The 16659-nt window shown below is 59.5% G+C and carries 15 protein-coding genes; 11 read left to right on the top strand and 4 right to left on the bottom strand.

What is annotated here, in order from left to right; genetic code table 11:
- Positions 1-38: 38 nt before the first annotated feature.
- Both wecB and AB4N91_RS15070 read right to left on the bottom strand, forming a co-directional pair.
- Positions 39-1277: a non-hydrolyzing UDP-N-acetylglucosamine 2-epimerase gene (gene wecB / locus AB4N91_RS15075; RefSeq protein ID WP_256664570.1), complete on the bottom strand. Its 1239-nt coding sequence runs from the start codon at positions 1275-1277 to the stop codon at positions 39-41.
- 606 nt (positions 1278-1883) lie between these two features.
- Entirely contained in the window at positions 1884-2771 is an 888-nt protein-coding gene (locus tag AB4N91_RS15070; RefSeq protein ID WP_010459142.1) for a LysR substrate-binding domain-containing protein, read from the bottom strand.
- Positions 2772-2905: 134 nt separating this feature from the next.
- Here AB4N91_RS15070 and AB4N91_RS15065 point away from each other — a divergent pair, with 134 nt between their 5' ends.
- From AB4N91_RS15065 to AB4N91_RS15050, 4 genes are read left to right on the top strand one after another with little or no spacing between them, the layout of a single operon-like run.
- On the top strand, positions 2906-3958 hold the full coding sequence (locus tag AB4N91_RS15065) for an agmatine deiminase family protein (RefSeq protein ID WP_460112628.1): 1053 nt from the start codon (positions 2906-2908) through the stop codon (positions 3956-3958).
- 4 nt (positions 3959-3962) lie between these two features.
- The gene (gene aguB / locus AB4N91_RS15060; RefSeq protein WP_169857312.1) at positions 3963-4871 is read left to right on the top strand and encodes an N-carbamoylputrescine amidase; all 909 of its coding nucleotides are present in this window, start codon (positions 3963-3965) and stop codon (positions 4869-4871) included.
- 1 nt (position 4872) lies between these two features.
- Positions 4873-5970 (top strand): extracellular solute-binding protein, encoded by a 1098-nt coding sequence (locus AB4N91_RS15055; RefSeq protein ID WP_460112627.1) that lies wholly within the window; start codon positions 4873-4875, stop codon positions 5968-5970.
- Complete coding sequence (locus tag AB4N91_RS15050; RefSeq protein WP_145310839.1) at positions 5967-7112, top strand: agmatine deiminase family protein; 1146 nt, start codon at positions 5967-5969, stop codon at positions 7110-7112. The genes AB4N91_RS15055 and AB4N91_RS15050 overlap by 4 nt, the downstream gene beginning before the upstream one ends.
- 49 nt (positions 7113-7161) lie before the next feature.
- Here AB4N91_RS15050 and AB4N91_RS15045 read toward each other — a convergent pair whose 3' ends face one another.
- Positions 7162-8112, bottom strand: coding sequence for a helix-turn-helix domain-containing protein (locus AB4N91_RS15045; RefSeq protein WP_145310836.1), 951 nt, complete (start codon positions 8110-8112; stop codon positions 7162-7164).
- A gap of 294 nt (positions 8113-8406) precedes the next feature.
- Here AB4N91_RS15045 and AB4N91_RS15040 point away from each other — a divergent pair, with 294 nt between their 5' ends.
- The 6 genes from AB4N91_RS15040 (at position 8407) to AB4N91_RS15015 (ending at position 13665) form a co-directional block, all read left to right on the top strand.
- Positions 8407-9714: an ABC transporter substrate-binding protein gene (locus AB4N91_RS15040; RefSeq protein WP_010459149.1), complete on the top strand. Its 1308-nt coding sequence runs from the start codon at positions 8407-8409 to the stop codon at positions 9712-9714.
- A gap of 196 nt (positions 9715-9910) precedes the next feature.
- A complete protein-coding gene (locus AB4N91_RS15035) occupies positions 9911-10684 on the top strand; it encodes an L-iditol 2-dehydrogenase (protein WP_010459150.1) in 774 nt (257 codons plus the stop codon).
- A gap of 227 nt (positions 10685-10911) precedes the next feature.
- A complete protein-coding gene (locus tag AB4N91_RS15030; protein WP_460112626.1) occupies positions 10912-11838 on the top strand; it encodes a Gfo/Idh/MocA family protein in 927 nt (308 codons plus the stop codon).
- 91 nt (positions 11839-11929) lie between these two features.
- Entirely contained in the window at positions 11930-12232 is a 303-nt protein-coding gene (locus tag AB4N91_RS15025) for an ArsR/SmtB family transcription factor (protein ID WP_010459152.1), read from the top strand.
- 65 nt (positions 12233-12297) lie between these two features.
- Positions 12298-13281, top strand: a complete 984-nt coding sequence (locus tag AB4N91_RS15020) for a zinc-dependent alcohol dehydrogenase family protein (RefSeq protein WP_077750112.1) — start codon at positions 12298-12300, stop codon at positions 13279-13281.
- A 33-nt stretch (positions 13282-13314) separates the two neighbouring features.
- Positions 13315-13665 carry an antibiotic biosynthesis monooxygenase family protein gene (locus tag AB4N91_RS15015; protein ID WP_083377085.1) on the top strand — a complete coding sequence of 117 codons (351 nt, stop codon included), beginning with the start codon at positions 13315-13317 and terminating at the stop codon, positions 13663-13665.
- Positions 13666-13724: 59 nt separating this feature from the next.
- Here the strand turns inward: AB4N91_RS15015 and AB4N91_RS15010 are convergent, their stop codons facing one another.
- Positions 13725-14420 carry a tRNA (adenine(22)-N(1))-methyltransferase gene (locus tag AB4N91_RS15010; protein ID WP_186353611.1) on the bottom strand — a complete coding sequence of 232 codons (696 nt, stop codon included), beginning with the start codon at positions 14418-14420 and terminating at the stop codon, positions 13725-13727.
- Positions 14421-14696: 276 nt separating this feature from the next.
- Between AB4N91_RS15010 and AB4N91_RS15005 the strand changes: the two genes are divergently transcribed.
- Positions 14697-16556 (top strand): ABC transporter ATP-binding protein, encoded by a 1860-nt coding sequence (locus AB4N91_RS15005; protein ID WP_077750115.1) that lies wholly within the window; start codon positions 14697-14699, stop codon positions 16554-16556.
- Positions 16557-16659: the final 103 nt, after the last annotated feature.

Here is a 16659-nt window from a genome sequence, read left to right as displayed (position 1 = left end):
GGTAGATCTCGAGCTGATAAGGGGAGGAACGGTTTGGTTTATCGAGAGGTAAAAGCGGGGTAATGCTTCTCGGGCGCAGGCTGTGCAGACGGGTATTGCAGGAACTTGGGCAAGGACTGGCCGGCCACGATGAAATCGTCCACCGGACGGCCCATCAGGGCATCGACGATGCGCGCACTGGCCTTGCCGTCGCCGTAAGGGTTGGCCGCCTGGGAGCAGCGGCGCCACAACAGGTCGTCATCGAACAGCGCGTTAACGCCAGCGATGATCGAGCCCGGCGAGGTACCGACCAGGCGCACAGTGCCCGCCGCCACAGCTTCCGGGCGTTCGGTCACATCGCGCATGACCAGCACGGGTTTGCCCAGGGACGGCGCTTCTTCCTGCACGCCACCGGAATCGGTGAGGATCACATGGGCCCGTTGCATCAGGCGCACGAAGGCCAGGTAGTCCAGCGGCTGGATCAGGTGCACGTTGGGCAGATCGCCCAGATGCTCGGTGACCGGGCCCATGACATTGGGGTTCAAGTGCACCGGGTAAACGATCTGGATATCCGAACGCCGAGCCAGATGGCTCAGGGCCTTGCAGATATCCAGGAAGCCTTCACCGAAATTTTCCCGACGATGCCCGGTCACCAACAGGACCTTGCGGCCGGTCTGCAGGAACGAAAACTGCCGGTCCAGGCTTGCGCGCAGGTCGGCATCCTGCTCAATGCGCCGTGCAGTCATCTGCAGCGCGTCGATCACCGTATTGCCGGTGACGAAGGTGCGACCCTGTAGGCGTTCGTCGAGCAGGTTCTGGCGCGACTCGTGGGTGGGCGCAAACAGCATGTCCGCCCCCAGGTCGATGCAGCGACGGTTCATTTCTTCCGGCCATGGGCTGTAGATATCACCGGTTCGCAGCCCGGCTTCCACATGGCCGACCGGGATCCGTCGATGGAACGCCGCCATCGCAGCCACCATGGCCGAGGTCGTGTCGCCGTGCACCAGCACCCGGTCCGGGCAGGTCATTTCCAGCACCGGGTCGATCGCCCCGTAAAGCGCCGCCGTCAGGGAGTTGAGCGTTTGCTGCGGGGTCATGACATCGAGGGTGTAATCGGCCTTGAGGTCGAACAGGTCCAGCACCTGTTTGAGCATGCTTTGGTGTTGGCCGGTGATGCATATCTGCGAATCAATGCCGGGTTCCGCAGCGAGGGCTTTGACTAACGGCGCCATCTTGATGGCTTCTGGACGGGTACCGAAGATCGAAAGGATTTTAATCCTTGAATGATGACGAGCGATGATGCCTTCCTCGCGCAGTTTTAGTGCGCAGCACAATGCAGGCCCAAGTTTTATTGAACTTGAGCAAGCCGGTGTTATTTGAATTTGATTAATACCGGGGATCAGCGTTGATGCTGATATTCACTTCGTGTGAGGGGGAAAGCGCCTGTAAGCCCGGAAGCGGCGGAATTATTAGCATTGAAGAGAGATGTTTTAAAGCGTTACATGGGATTTATTATTTATTAAATGAGTTTGAAACTTTTATAACTGATCCCTGTCTTTTTTTGGTTTTGTGTTTTTCTGAAGGGGTTTTGTTTTAGTTGGTAATAGAATATTAACTTATTGTTTTTAAAGGGTTTTAATATTTAAAGTCCATTCGTCGGTGTGTTTGAATTTTTGAATGATTGTTGCAGTCTCGGTCGGCGGCATTAGCGAGTGGTTTTTGTGAAATACAAGTCACTTAAATGGCGCCTGAATAATGTCATGGCGCACTGGAAGTTCTTTTGAACTAATTAAGTTTTTTGTAAGCGACTTCTCTCAATAGCACTAGGCTGAGTGTTCTGTTGTTCAATATGAACTTCATCAACGGACTTGGCTGAGGATACTGGCCATTAGCCGAGTCCCCTTTCATATTGCACGTGCGGGAGACGTCTGGCTCGTTGCGTCCAGGTTACTTAACAGCCACTCGACGAAGCTACGCGCCAGCGGATTGTTCTCGCTGTCACGATGGGTCAGCAAGGCCCAGTTCGGGCCGCGAATGGTGTCTTCCACCAAGGGCTGCAACAGTCCGCTGTCACGTGCCGGCCGACTCAGCAACTGACTGACCAGGGCGATGCCGAGCCCCGCGCAGGCGGCGTCCAGCAGCAGGCCGGGGTCGGAGAAATTCAGCCCCTGATCCTTCTGCCCGACATCAATCCCGGCCTCCACCGCCCAATGACTCCAGTCCATCTCCCGCTCTCCGTGAAGGGTGGTGCGCTGCTCGACGGGCACCGTCAACACGTCTGGATGACACGCCGGGTACAGGCGGTCGGCGTGCAACACCTTGAAGCTGCACTCGGCCTGGGAACTGATGTCGTCACGCACCGCGAGGTCGATGGTCTGGGTGGTCATGTCCGGGACTTCATCGGTGCTGAAAATCCACAGGTCGACCTCCGGGTGCTGACGACGAAAATCCCCCAGACGCGGCAGCAACCAATGACGGGCGAATGTCGGCGTGGTGTTGAGCACCAGTTGGTTGGGTTTCTGGTATTGCCCGAGGCGACGAATGCCGACCGCCAGTTGCTGCAATAACGCCTGGGTGGTGCTGAGCAGATCGTGGCCGGCATCGGTCAGGCTGACGCTGCGTCCACTGCGAAAAAACAACGGCTGCTCAAGGTACGCCTCAAGCGTGCGGATCTGCTGGCTGATGGCCGACTGGGTCAGGTGCAACTCGTCGGCCGCCTTGTGAAAACTGCCCAGGCGGGCGGCGGCTTCAAAGCCGCGAAGGGTGTTGAGCGGGGGCCAGTGCTTGAGCATATCGATAAGTTCCTCTAATCACTTTTCTACAAAATCCATCGTTTGTTGGCCTTGTTTTACGACCGTAGCATGCATGCCAAGACCGCGAAGGCAGTTTTCATTGAACACAATGACTTAACTCAAGGGTGCTTGTCATGCAGCAGAACGAACTTCAGAACAGTGGCTGGTGGATGCCGGCAGAGTGGGTGAAGCACGCCGCGACCTGGATGGTCTGGCCACACAACCAGGCGCTTTGGGAGTCGGGCTGGGGCGTCACCTTGCCGTTGGTGCAGGAGGATTTCGCACGGGTGGCGAACGCCATCGCCCGGTTCGAACCGGTGAAAATGGTGGTCGACCCTTCGGCTATCGCAAGTGCCAAAGCGCTGTGTGGACCCAACATCGAACTGATCCCGTTGGCGGTCAACGACAGTTGGTGCCGCGACTCCGGCCCGAGCTTCGTCTGCCATCCGCAACACGGTCTGGGCGGGGTGAGCTGGCGCTTCAATGCCTGGGGCGGCAAGTCGCTGCATAACCTCGACGAAAGCCTGGCGCGCCGCGCACTCAATCGCCTCGGCGTGCCGTGCTTTGGCACCCCGCTGAGCAACGAAGGCGGTGCGATTCATGTCGACGGCGAGGGCACGCTGATCACCACCGAATCGGTGTTGCTCAACCCCAATCGCAACCCGGGCATGACCAAGGCCGAGATCGAGGAAATCTTCACGCAGTTATTGGGCGTGAAGAAAACCATCTGGCTGCCGGGTGACCCGGACTACGTGACGGGCGACATGACTGACGGCCACGTCGATGGCGTCTGCGCCTTCGCCCGCCCCGGCGTGTTGCTGGTGGATGCCACCCACGACAAAGATTCGGTGTACGCCGAGATTGCACGGGAAAACCGTCGCGCACTGGAGCTGGCTACCGATGCCCACGGGCGCACGTTCGAGCTGATCGAACTCTATGAAGCCACCGATGCCGTGGACACCGAAGCCGAAGTGTTCTGTGCCTCGTACACCAACTTCTACATCGCCAACCACGCGATCATCATGCCGGCCTATGGCATCGACGCCGACCACGCGGCGGCCGAAGTGTTGGCCCGGGCGTTCCCGGGGCGCGAGGTGGTGCCGGTGCGGATCAATCACCTGGCCCATGGCGGCGGCGGGGTGCATTGCATCACCCAGCAGCAGCCCGCCTGGCCAGTGCAGGGGTGAAACCATGACGCTACTGACGATTGCTACCACCCAGATGCCGTGCACTTGGGACTTGCCGAACAATCTCGATCAGGCCGAGCGACTGATCCGTGAGGCGGCCGCGAAGGGCGCCCAGGTCATCCTGTTACAGGAGCTGTTCGCTACGCCGTATTTCTGCATTGAACAAAGCCATAAACATTTGGCGTTGGCCGAAGAGTATCGATACAGCGGCGTACTCAAACGCTTTGCTGCGCTGGCCAAGGAGTTGGGGGTGGTGTTGCCGCTGAGCTGGTTCGAGAAGGCTGGCAATGCCTACTTCAATTCCCTGAGCGTGGCCGACGCCGACGGGCGCTTGCTGGGGGTGTATCGCAAGACCCACATCCCCAACGCCATCGGTTACCAGGAGAAGGAATACTTCAGCCCCGGCGACACCGGCTTCCGTGTCTGGGACACGGCATTCGGGCGCCTCGGCGTCGGGATCTGCTGGGATCAGTGGTTCCCCGAGACCGCCCGCTGCCTGGCGTTGATGGGCGCCGAAGTCTTGCTGTTTCCCACCGCCATCGGCTCTGAGCCGGGCTGCGAAACCCTGGATTCCCGTGACCATTGGCAGATGACCATGCGTGGCCATGCCGCTGCGAACATCCTGCCGGTGGTGGCGGCCAATCGCGTCGGTCGTGAGGTGGCGACCACCGATGCGGCCTTGCAAATGAGCTTCTACGGCTCGTCGTTTATCTGCAACCACAAGGGCAAGTTGCTCGCCGAGGCTGATCGCGACAGCAGCGGCGTGCTGGTCCACAGCCTGGACTTGCACGCCATGCGCGAAGAACGCCTGAGCTGGGGCATCTACCGCGACCGTCGCCCGGACATGTACGGGGCGTTGCTGAGTCAGGACGGTCGTCACCTTCATGCACGCTGGAACACTCAAGGAGTTTGATATGCGCATTCCCCGCAAGCTGTTGCTCGGCGCCTTGGGATGGGCGATCGCCTCGCCGCCGCTGCACGCCGAAGAGAAGACCCTGCGGCTCTACAACTGGGCCGATTACTTCGCCGAAGACACCCTCGCCAGATTCACTGCCGAAACCGGGATCAAGGTGATCTACGACGTCATGGACGGCAGCGAAACCCTGGAGGCCAAGATGCTCGCCGGCGGCAGTGGTTATGACCTGATCTTCCCCGGCGACACCGTCGCCGAACGCTTGATGCGCGCCGGCAGCCTGCTGCCGCTGGATCGCTCAAAACTCACCGCTGTGGACGACATCGAACCCGGTTTGCAGAAGCTGCGCAGGCAGTACGAAACGTCGAGCCAGGCCACCGTCCCCTACACCTGGGGTACCATCGGCCTGACCTACAATGACGAACAGGTCAAACAGCGTTCGCCCGACGCCCCGGTCAACAGCCTGGACATGCTGTTCAAACCGGAACTGGCGGCGAAATTTGCCGATTGCGGCATCTCGATGATCGACTCTCCGGACGAAGTGCTGGCGGTGGTGCTCAACTACCTCGGGCGTGAACCGCGCAGCGCCAAGCCTGAAGACCTGGCCGCAGCGAGTGAGTTGCTGATGAAGCTGCGACCGCACATTCGCAAGTTCCAGTCGCAACCCGTGACCGATCTGGTCAACGGCAACCTGTGCCTGTCCCTCGGTTACAGCGGTGACATGACCCAGGCACAACGCACCTCGGACAGCGCCGGCAAGCACACCCGATTCGAGTACCGCATTCCCCGCGAAGGCACGACCGTGTGGATGGACACCATGGCCATTCCGGTCGACGCCAAACACCCGGAGTACGCCTACGCGTTCATCAACTTCGTCATGCGCCCGCAGAACATGGCGGCCATCAGCAATTTCACCGGCTACCCGACATCCAACGCCAAGGCCCGCCCGGACGTCGATGCGACGATGCGCAACAACCCGGATATTTACCTCGATGAGGCCACCTATGCGCGGCTGATTCCGGGCAAGGACATTCCCCAATCCGACATGCGGGCGCGGATGCGCACCTGGACCAAATTCAAGACGGCGACAGCGAAATGAGTGCTTCAGACAAGGATCAACACCGGCCGACACGGCGGGATTTCATCAAGCAGGTGTCGGTGATTGCCGGTCTCGGCGCCGCAGCTTCCCTCGGCTTCAGCTTTGCGCCCGTGCATGCAGCGACGCAAGGTCGTTGGCGCATGCCGGACGAGGGCGACCGACACGAACGGGCCTTCATCGCGTTCGGCGCACAGAGCGCCATCTGGGAGGATTTCACGCCCGAAGTGCAAGCGACCATGGGCCTGATCGCCCGCACCATCGCCCGCTATGAGCCGGTCACCGTGTTCTGCCGCCAGGGCGAGCGGCGTCTGGCCGAACGACAGTGCGGCACGGCCAATATCACCTACGTCACCACTGAGCTTGACGACATCTGGATGCGCGATATCAGCGCCAATTTTGTCATCGATGGCGAAGGCGGACTCGGCGCCGTTGATTTCAACTTCAACGGCTGGGGCAACAAACAGCAGCATGACGAGGATGCGCAAGTGGCCGCTTTGGTGGCCGAGACTACGCAGGCACGTTATCTGCGCAGCGAACTGGTGGGCGAGGGCGGCGGTATCGAAGTGGATGGCCACGGCACGGGGATCATGACCGAAAGCAGCTGGATCAACCGCAACCGCAACCCCGACTGGACCAAAGCCGAGGTCGAGCAGGAACTGAAAGACCGTTTGGGGTTGCGCAAAATAATCTGGTTGCCGGGCATCAAGGGCAAGGACATCACCGACGCTCACGTTGATTTCTACGCGCGGTTCGTCAAGCCGGGCGTGGTGGTCGCCAACCTCGACAACGACCCCGATTCATACGACCGGAACGTGACATTGGCGCACCTGGACATCCTTAAAAACGCCACCGATGCGGATGGCCGCAAGCTGCAGGTGCATACCTTGTCGCCACCGCTCAATCCGCGCAAAAGTCAGTTCACCCGCAACAACCCGGACTTTGCTGCCGGATACATCAACTACTTTCTGGTGAATGGCGCGGTCATTGCGCCCGAGTTTGGTGACAAAGCGGCGGATACGAAGGCCTTTGAACTGTTGTCGCAGCTGTACCCGGACCGGGAGGTGGTACAGCTCAATATCGACGCCGTCGCGGCGGGTGGCGGAGGGATTCACTGTGTGACCAGTCATCAGCCGGCGGTTTGATCGTAATGGAAGCGAGTCCAGGTTGAACCGACTGGCTCGCATCGCTCATTCAATGGGCTTTGGTGAACGGCAGGGAGGCGTGGGGACCGTTGCGATTGAACAGGGTCATCGCCGAACCGCGACGGTATTCACTCGGGGTCTGGTCCATTTCGATACGGAAGTGCCGATTGAAGTTGGACAGGTTTTCATAGCCCACTTCAAAACAGATGCCCGCCACTGACATCTCGGTTTGCAACAGTAGCCGGCAGGCACGCTGAACCCTGAGCTTGCGCATCAGGTCGATGAAACCGTGGCCGGTGACTCGCTTGAAGAAGCGCGAAAAACCGGGCTCGCTCATGTTCAGGCGCTGGGCAATCACCGATAGGCGAATGTCGCCTGTGAGCTCGGTCAACAAGTAGTCAAAGGCCTTGTGGATGCGCTCGGAGCTTTGGGCATCCAGGGATGGCGCGTAGTAAGCGCTGGCGAGCACATGGACGTCTTGGGAGGGCGCTTTCATCAGTGCATTGATCAGTTGCAGAAACAGAATCAGGCGTTCGAGCCCCTGAGCGGGGCCAATGTCTTCCAGCAGATGTGCGGCCTGCACAGCCGTTGCGCCGCAGAACTCCAGGCCCCGGCGTGCACGTTCAAACAGGTGCTGAAGCTCGCCCAGTTCGGGCATCGTTTCACGCAAGGCCAGAATCGCGGCACCGTCGAATTGCAGAACCACATCGCGTCCTGCCAGGAACTCGCCGGGTGCCAGATCGCCTATCCAGTCATGGGGCAGATCAGGGCCGATCAGCGCCACATGTCCGGCACCGAATGCGCCGATGTAATCGCCCGCAACCAGCTTGCCGCTGCCTTGGCGGATCAGATGGATTTCGAATTCCGGGTGGTGATTCCAGCGAGCCAGGGAGTAGGGATAGTCGTGTTCATACCAGCGAAAACAATGATCGGGCTCGGGAAGAATGACCTCCAGTTCGGCGGGGCGCTGTTCAAACAGCGCGGCTCGGCTATCAGGCATGGCAGGTCTCTTTCTTTGTTATTTGTTGTTCGTATGCAGGCAACATACGCCTTCCTGCCTGGCGCTTGCTAGCTCGGGGATTGCTTGGCACTGATACTTTTTTGATCGCCAGGCTGTGTCCCGGGGACGGTAAAAAAAGTATCGGGTTGCCGTCCTCTGTGCGTTTGTCCGGGGTTTTCCAAGCTGGTGTAATCAAGCCGTCCACCATGGCTGCGCAGCTGTATTTGCCCGGCAATGGTTAACAACAAAAATAATAGCTTCCGTCGTCCAGGGCGCGAAGCGGAGAGCACTACGATGACCATCCCGAAAGCACTGTACATTTTTGCCGGCCTGTCTTTTGCCCTCGTCAGTCATGCAGCCGAAACGGTCACCATCGCCACTGTGAACAATGGCGATATGATCCGGATGCAGCGGCTCTCCAAGATCTTTGAACAGCAGCACCCCGACGTGAAGCTCAACTGGGTGGTGCTGGAAGAAAACGTCCTGCGTCAGCGCCTGACCACCGATATCGCGACTCAGGGCGGGCAGTTCGACGTGCTGACAATTGGTACTTATGAAACACCGCTGTGGGGTGCCAAGCATTGGCTTGAGCCGATCACGGCACTGCCGCCGGCCTACGATCTGCAAGACATCTTCCCGTCGGTACGCCAGGGCTTGTCGGTCGACAACACGCTCTATGCCTTGCCTTTCTATGGTGAAAGCACGATCACTTATTACCGCACCGACCTGTTCAAGGGCGCCGGGTTGACCATGCCGGAGCATCCGACCTGGACGCAGCTCGGCGAGTTCGCCTCCAGGCTGCACGAACCCGATAAAGGACAGTACGGCATGTGCCTGCGGGGCAAGGCAGGGTGGGGTGAGAACATTGCGTTGTTGAGCACCATGGCCAATGCCTTTGGCGCCCGCTGGTTCGATGAACAGTGGCACCCGGAGCTGGCCAGCCCGGAGTGGACCGCCGCGGCGCACTTCTACGTCGACACCCTGAAAAAGTATGGGCCACCCGGTGTGTCGAGCAATGGTTTCAACGAGAGCCTCGCACTGTTCAACAGCGGCAAGTGCGCGATCTGGGTGGATGCCAGCGTGGCGGGATCTTTCACGACGGACAAGGAACAGAGCAACGTTGTCGACCGCGTTGGCTTTGCCCCGGCACCGACGCAGGTCACCGACAAGGGTTCGTCGTGGCTGTATGCGTGGTCGCTGGCGATACCGGCCACCTCCAAGCATAAAGAGACAGCCAAGGCGTTCATCACGTGGGCCACGTCGAAAGAATACATTCAGCTGGTCGCTGAAAAAGACGGCATCGCCAATGTTCCGCCTGGCACGCGTCAATCCACGTACAACGAGGCCTATCTGCAAGCGGCGCCTTTCGCACAAGTGACCTTGCAGATGATGCAGCACGCTGACCCTGCACACCCCTCGATCAAGCCGGTTCCTTACGTCGGCATCCAGTACGTCACGATTCCTGAGTTCCAGGCGATAGGCACCTCAGTGGGGAAACTGTTTTCCGCTGCGCTGACGGGGCAAATGTCTGTCGATCAGGCACTCGCTGCCGCACAGACCTCCACCGAACGTGAAATGAAACGCGCCGGTTATCCCAAGTAGCCAACGGTGCATCGGGGCCACTGTCCTGGTTTGTCTGGACACCGAGTGGCCTCCATCGCGGACAAGCCACGCGCCCACAGGATTGCGCAATCAATGTGGGAGCGGGTCTGTCCTGATGCGTCTCGCTGCCTGAACGCTACACCCCGCCTGCCCTTGATCGGGCTTACCCGAATGTTAGAAAACGGATGAACCATCAATGAAACGACTCGAAGGAAAAAGCGCGCTTGTCACAGGGGCTGCCCGAGGCATTGGACGTTCCTTTGCCCAGGCTTACATTCGCGAGGGAGCGACTGTCGCTATCGCGGACATCAACCTGGAGCGTGCCCAAGCCACGGCCACCGAGCTGGGGCCTGACGCATACGCTGTCGAGATGGACGTTACCCGCCAGGCGTCCATCGATGCGGCCATCGCCGCTGTCATCGCGCAGACCGGCAAGCTGGATATCTTGATCAACAACGCCGCACTGTTCGACCTTGCGCCCATTGTCGATATCACCCGCGACAGCTTCGAGCGTCTGTTTTCGATCAATGTGGCAGGAACGCTTTTCACCCTGCAGGCAGCGGCCCGTCAGATGATCATTCAGGGGCATGGCGGCAAGATCATCAACATGGCCAGCCAGGCGGGACGAAGAGGGGAGGCCCTCGTGGGGGTGTATTGCGCGACCAAAGCGGCGGTGATCAGCCTTACCCAATCCGCAGGGCTGGACCTGATCAAGCATGGGATCAATGTGAATGCCATCGCCCCAGGTGTCGTCGATGGCGAGCATTGGGACGGCGTCGATGCAATGTTTGCCCGCTATGAGAACCGGCCATTGGGTGAAAAGAAACAGCGCGTGGGGCAGGAAGTGCCTTTTGGGCGGATGGGCACCGCTGAGGACCTGACGGGCATGGCGATTTTCCTCGCGTCGTCCGAGAGCGAATATGTGGTGGCTCAGACCTACAATGTCGACGGTGGTAACTGGATGAGCTGACCTGTTTTTGCGCTGGCGTGGCGGCGGGGCAATGCCTTCGCCACGCCGGGTTCAGGGGGGCGTCGGTGGCGGGCCGCTATCGACCCTCGGCGTTAGTTGGCAGGGATAGCATCGCTCCAGCTCGCGTGCCAGATGAAACGTCAGCACATCATCAATGACTTCCCCGCCACACAAACGTAATCTTGCCGATTCGCGTATCAAGAAAAACAAAAAAACAGGAGTCATTGATGCAACCGATCCGTCTCGGTCTGGTGGGCTACGGCAAGATTGCCCAGGATCAACACGTCCCCGCTATCAACGCCAACCCCGCGTTCCAGTTGGTTTCTGTCGCCACGCAAGGGCAGCCCTGCGCCGGGGTCGAGAACTTTCGGTCCCTGGGCGAGTTGCTCGACAAGGGCCCGCAGGTCGATGCGATTGCGTTTTGCACACCGCCACAAGGCCGCTTCGCGCTGGTGCAACAAGCGTTGGCCGCTGGCAAACACGTGCTGGTCGAAAAACCGCCGTGCGCCACGCTGGGTGAAGCCATGGCATTGGTGAGCCAGACGCAGGAGCAAGGCGTCAGCGGATTGTTCGCCTGGCATTCACGCTATGCGCCCGGTATCGAAGCCGCCCGTGCCTGGCTGGCTACCCGCACCCTGCACAGCGTGCAGATCGACTGGAAGGAAGACGTACGCAAATGGCACCCCGGTCAGGCGTGGATCTGGCAACCGGGCGGCCTGGGCGTCTTCGATCCCGGTATCAATGCGTTGTCGATCGCAACCCATCTGTTGGCGCTGCCGCTGTTTGTCGAGTCTGCTGAACTGCGAGTCCCCAATAACTGCCAGTCGCCGATTGCCGCTTCGATCAAAATGTCTGACGCGCGTCACCTCGACGTGCGCGCAGAGTTCGATTTCGACCACGGTCATGACGAACTCTGGAGCATCGAGATTCGCTGCACCGAAGGCACCCTGCGCCTGGATAACGGTGGCGCATTGTTGAGTATCGATGGCGTGCATCAAGCCGTCTCGGAGGAGGGCGAGTACGCGGCGGTGTACCGACATTTCCAACAGCTGATTAGCGACAAAACCAGTGACCTGGACCTCCAGCCGCTGCGACTGGTGGCTGACAGCTTTTTTGTCGGCAGTCGGGTATCGGTTGAGCCGTTCTACGATTAACGGCTGCTCGGTCAAAGGGTGAGGCAAGCGTCAGCCGCTTGCTCTCGTATTGATGTATTGACATATCGGTAAATATCGATATCTTCGTGTTATGGAATTACTCGAAATATTCAAAGCCCTCTCAAACCGTACACGCCTTGAAATCTTGAAAGGTTTGAAGGATCCAGCCAAGAACTTCCCTCCGCAGGATGAAGGTGACGTTCATACGGTGGGCGTCTGCGTCAGTAGTATTCAAGAAGGCGTCGGCCTGTCGCAGTCGACGGTGTCTGATTATTTGGCAACGCTGCAACGAGTGGGCCTGGTCGAGGTCAGGCGCATCGGTCAGTGGACCTACTACAAGCGCAATGAAGCAACCATCAGTGCTCTTGTCGAGCTCATGGGGAAAGAGCTGTAGCTATTTTTTTACCGTAAGATATCGAGAAATCCCGATATCCCTTTTTGTCGAAACGAGGATTGACCATGAAAGCGCTCATACTCAAATCATTTGGCGGCCCGGAATCGTTCGAACTTCGTGACGTGCCCAAGCCAGTACCGCACACAGGACAGGTCCTGGTCCGGGTACACGCAACCTCCATCAATCCGCTGGATTACCAGGTACGACGTGGCGATTATCCCGATCTGGTGCAACTGCCAGCCATTACCGGACACGACGTATCTGGCGTTGTCGAAGCCGTTGGGCCGGGTGTGACGACCTTCGCCCCGGGAGACGAAGTCTGGTACACCCCGCAAATATTCGACGGGCCAGGCAGTTATGCCGAGTACCACGTTGCTGCCGAAAGCATTGTCGGGAAGAAGCCCCCCTCGATCAGCCATCTTGAGGCGGCAAGCCTGAGTCTGGTCGGAGGAACGGCGTGGGAAGCACTGGCTGTGCGTGCTGAGCTCCGAGTGGGGGAAAGCATCCTGGTCCACGGCGGCGCGGGAGGCGTCGGTCATGTGGCGATCCAGCTGGCAAAAGCCATGGGCGCAAGGGTGTTCACGACTGTGCGCGAAGCAAACGTTGAGTTCGCTCGAAGTATGGGTGCCGACGTGATCATCGACTACGAAAAGGAGGATTACGTCGACGCCATCATCCGGGAAACCGGTGGTCGCGGAGTCGATGTCGTGTTCGACACCATCGGCGGCAACACACTGTCGCGTAGCCCCGACGTGCTCGCACAACTGGGCCGCGTTGTCTCGATTGTGGACATTGCCCAGCCACAAAACGTCGTTCAGGCCTGGGGCAAGAACGCGAGTTATCACTTCGTTTTCACAAGACAAAACCGCGGCAAGCTTGATGAGTTGAGCGCATTGATAGAACGCGGTCAGCTGCGGCCGCACGTTGGCGCTGTCTATTCGCTTGCCGACATTGCGCTCGCCCATGCCCTTCTGGAGAGGCCCAACAACGGTGTTCAAGGAAAAATCGCGATTGCAGTAGGGCCATCGTCCCATCTCGTCAGTGCGTAATTTTGACCGTTGAACTCACTTTAAGGGAACGCCATGATTTACGAAATCGCTGTGCTACCCGTGCACAAAGAACAGATTGAAACGTTCAGGCGTGCATTTGCCGAGGTCGCTCCTTTGCTCAGCCGCGCAAAGGGTTACCGCGGTCACTTGCTCGCTCAAGGGATCGAAACTCCCCAGCTATTCAACCTGATCGTGCGATGGCAATCACTCGAGGATCACACGCCGGGCTTCGAGGCGAGTGAAGACCATCGGATATTCATGATGGGCTTGGAGGAATATTTTTCGGAGGAACCGACGGTCTATCACCTCGAGGGTGGACCCTTTGCTACAGGCGAATATGATGATCCGAACAGCGCCGCCGGCATGGGGAATGCTGTTGCCTGAGGTGTTTTTAGCTTTGCCGGATCACCGCTCTGCACTGTTCGCGTAAGCCCTGCACAATCTCAAGCCAGCAGCTCGGTGATCCATCGGGCCTGCCGGGCGATCTCTTGCAGCTTCGCCTCGGGCACGGCCTGCCGCGCACGGGCGAAGTGGGTCAGGGTCTGCTGCTTGTGGCGCAAGATGCGCTGCCACTTGAGCAGGAACGCCGGGCTGCGTGCCTGCATCTGCAGCGGGCCGAAGTACAACTCCTCGGCGGTGTACGTCACCGCAGAGGCGCGCTCGGCGACGATGATTTCGTAGTCAAAGCGGTTTTCCCGCAGCAGTTCCTCGCAGAGGATGCGGTAACCGTTGTCCATCAGCCATTGGCGCAACGGCTGCTCGCCGCCGTTGGGTTGCAGGATCAGGCGTTCCTGGCCGCTCAGGTGCGCCTTGCCGCTGTCGAGGATGTCGCGGATCGTCTCGCCGCCCATGCCGCAGATGCTGATCGCCGTGATCCCGTCTTCCGGCTCGATGGCCGCCAGGCCATTGGCCAGGCGCACGGTGATTCGCAGGTCTTGACCGCTCTCGCGCACGGTGCGTTCAGCCGAGTGGAACGGCGTCAATGCCACCTCACCGGCCACCGCCGATGCGATGACGCCCCGGCGCATCAACGCCACCGGCAGGTAGCCGTGATCCGAGCCGATATCGGCGAGGCGCGCACCGGCTGGCACATGCGCCGCCACGCGTTCCAGGCGCATGGACAATGTCTGTTCGTTCAACCGCAACCCCTTTTCACCACAAACGACCGGCACTTTGGCCGAATCGGGGCGCCATTCTGTCGAGCAACGCCGTGCATTTCAAATTCCTGCGACCGGGGCCATGGATCGCCCGGTGCCTTAGCGCTCGAAGCGAACATGAATCCGAGCACTTTCTGCCATTGCTGAGTCAGTTCAGCGGTGCAATCGGCCAGCAGCGGCTTACCTCAATTTCACAAAACCCTCAAAGCAACCGTTCAATGGCAGAATCTCCCCCACTTGATCGTTTTGGAGAACACCATGCTTCGTGCGTTTGAACGAAGACTCGACCCTTTTCCTCCTGACGAGGTACCACCACCACCCGCCGGTCTGGCTCGTTTCCTGTGGGCCTGTACCCGGGGCGCCCGCGGTTACATCCTTGCGCTTGCGTTGCTCAGTGCCTGTGTATCGATCTACGAAGCCTGGCTGTTTTCCTTCCTCGGTCAGGTCGTGGACCTGCTCTCGACCTGGCAGGCGGGCGGTGAAGCGGCGGCGCAGGAAAGTCGCGTGTTGTGGGGCATGGGCATCGTCATGGTGACCAGTGTCGGGCTGGTGGCGTTGCGCACCATGGTGCAGCACCAGATATTGGCGATTAACTTGCCGTTGCGGCTGCGTTGGGACTTCCATCGCCTGATGCTGCGGCAAAGCCTTTCGTTTTTCTCCGATGAGTTTTCCGGGCGAGTCACTACCAAGGTGATGCAGACGGCGCTAGCGGTGCGCGACGTGCTCTTCACCCTGATCGAGATCGCACCCGGGATCGGGGTGTATTTCATCGCGATCATCGCACTGGCCGGCGGCTTCGCGCTGAAACTGATGCTGCCGTTCGTTGCCTGGGTCGTGTTGTTCGGTCTGGCCATGCTGTACTTCGTACCCCGTCTGGGGAAAGTCGGGCAGGAACAGGCCAATGCGCGGTCGATGATGACCGGGCGTATCTCGGACGCCTACACCAACATCACGACGGTCAAACTGTTCTCCCACTCCAATCGTGAAGCGCACTTCGCGCGTGCCGCGATGGAGGATTTCAAGCAAACCGGCTTTCGCCAGATGCGTCTGGTCAGCCAGTTCGAGATCGTCAACCAGGCATTGGTGGTGGCGTTGATCATGGCAGCCGGTGGTTATGCCCTGTGGCTATGGCACCTGGGTGAGGTTGGCGCGGGTGCCGTGGCGGCAATCACCGCCATGGCGTTGCGGATCAACGGCATGTCGCACTGGATCATGTGGCAAATGACCTCGCTGTTCGAGAGCATCGGCACCGTACAGGACGGCATGGCAACACTGACCCTGGGCGCCAAGGTGCAGGATGCACCGGGCGCGGGCGCGCTGGTGACCTCTGGCGGCGCAGTCACCTTCGATAAGGTGAGCTTCAACTACAATGGCGAACGCCAGGTGCTCGATGGCCTGAGCCTGAGCATTCGCGCGGGCGAAAAAATCGGCCTGGTCGGCCGCTCTGGCGCTGGCAAATCCACGCTGATCAACCTGCTACTGCGCTTCTACGACGTCGACAGCGGGGAGATTCGCATTGACGGCCAAAACATTGCACACGTGACGCAAGAAAGCCTGCGCGGCTCCATCGGCATGGTCACGCAGGACACCTCCCTGCTGCACCGTTCTATTCGCGACAACATCGCTTACGGCCGTCCCGATGCGACCGAGGCGCAAATTCGCAGCGCCGCGGCCAATGCCCAGGCCGATGGATTCATTAGCCAACTGAGCGACCGGCAGGGCCGTACCGGCTACGACACCCTTGTGGGTGAGCGCGGCATCAAGCTGTCGGGCGGCCAGCGCCAACGCGTCGCGATTGCCCGTGTGATGCTCAAGAACGCCCCGATCCTGCTGCTTGACGAGGCCACCAGCGCCCTGGACTCGGAAGTCGAAGTCGCCATTCAGGAAAGCCTCGATGAAATGATGCAGGGCAAGACCGTGATCGCTATCGCCCATAGGCTGTCCACGATTGCGGCCATGGACCGACTCATCGTCATGGATGACGGACGCATCATCGAACAGGGCACTCACAGCGAATTGCTTGGGAAGAACGGCGTCTATGCGCGGCTGTGGCAGCACCAAAGCGGCGGATTCCTGGGTGAGGACAAGGGTGTGTTCGAGGCGATGGATCAGGTGTGAGGGGGGAGGGTGAGCGTCCGGGCGAACTGTTGGTTGGCAAGAGCCCGGACTGAATTCATCCCTCCGTTGGAGGTTGTGTCAGCGCACACGCTCGCGAAGTGAA

This window comes from Pseudomonas sp. H3_D04 (assembly GCF_054669175.1).
The sequence above is the reverse complement of the archived record's forward strand: the minus strand, read 5'-3'. Positions and strand labels throughout refer to the sequence as shown.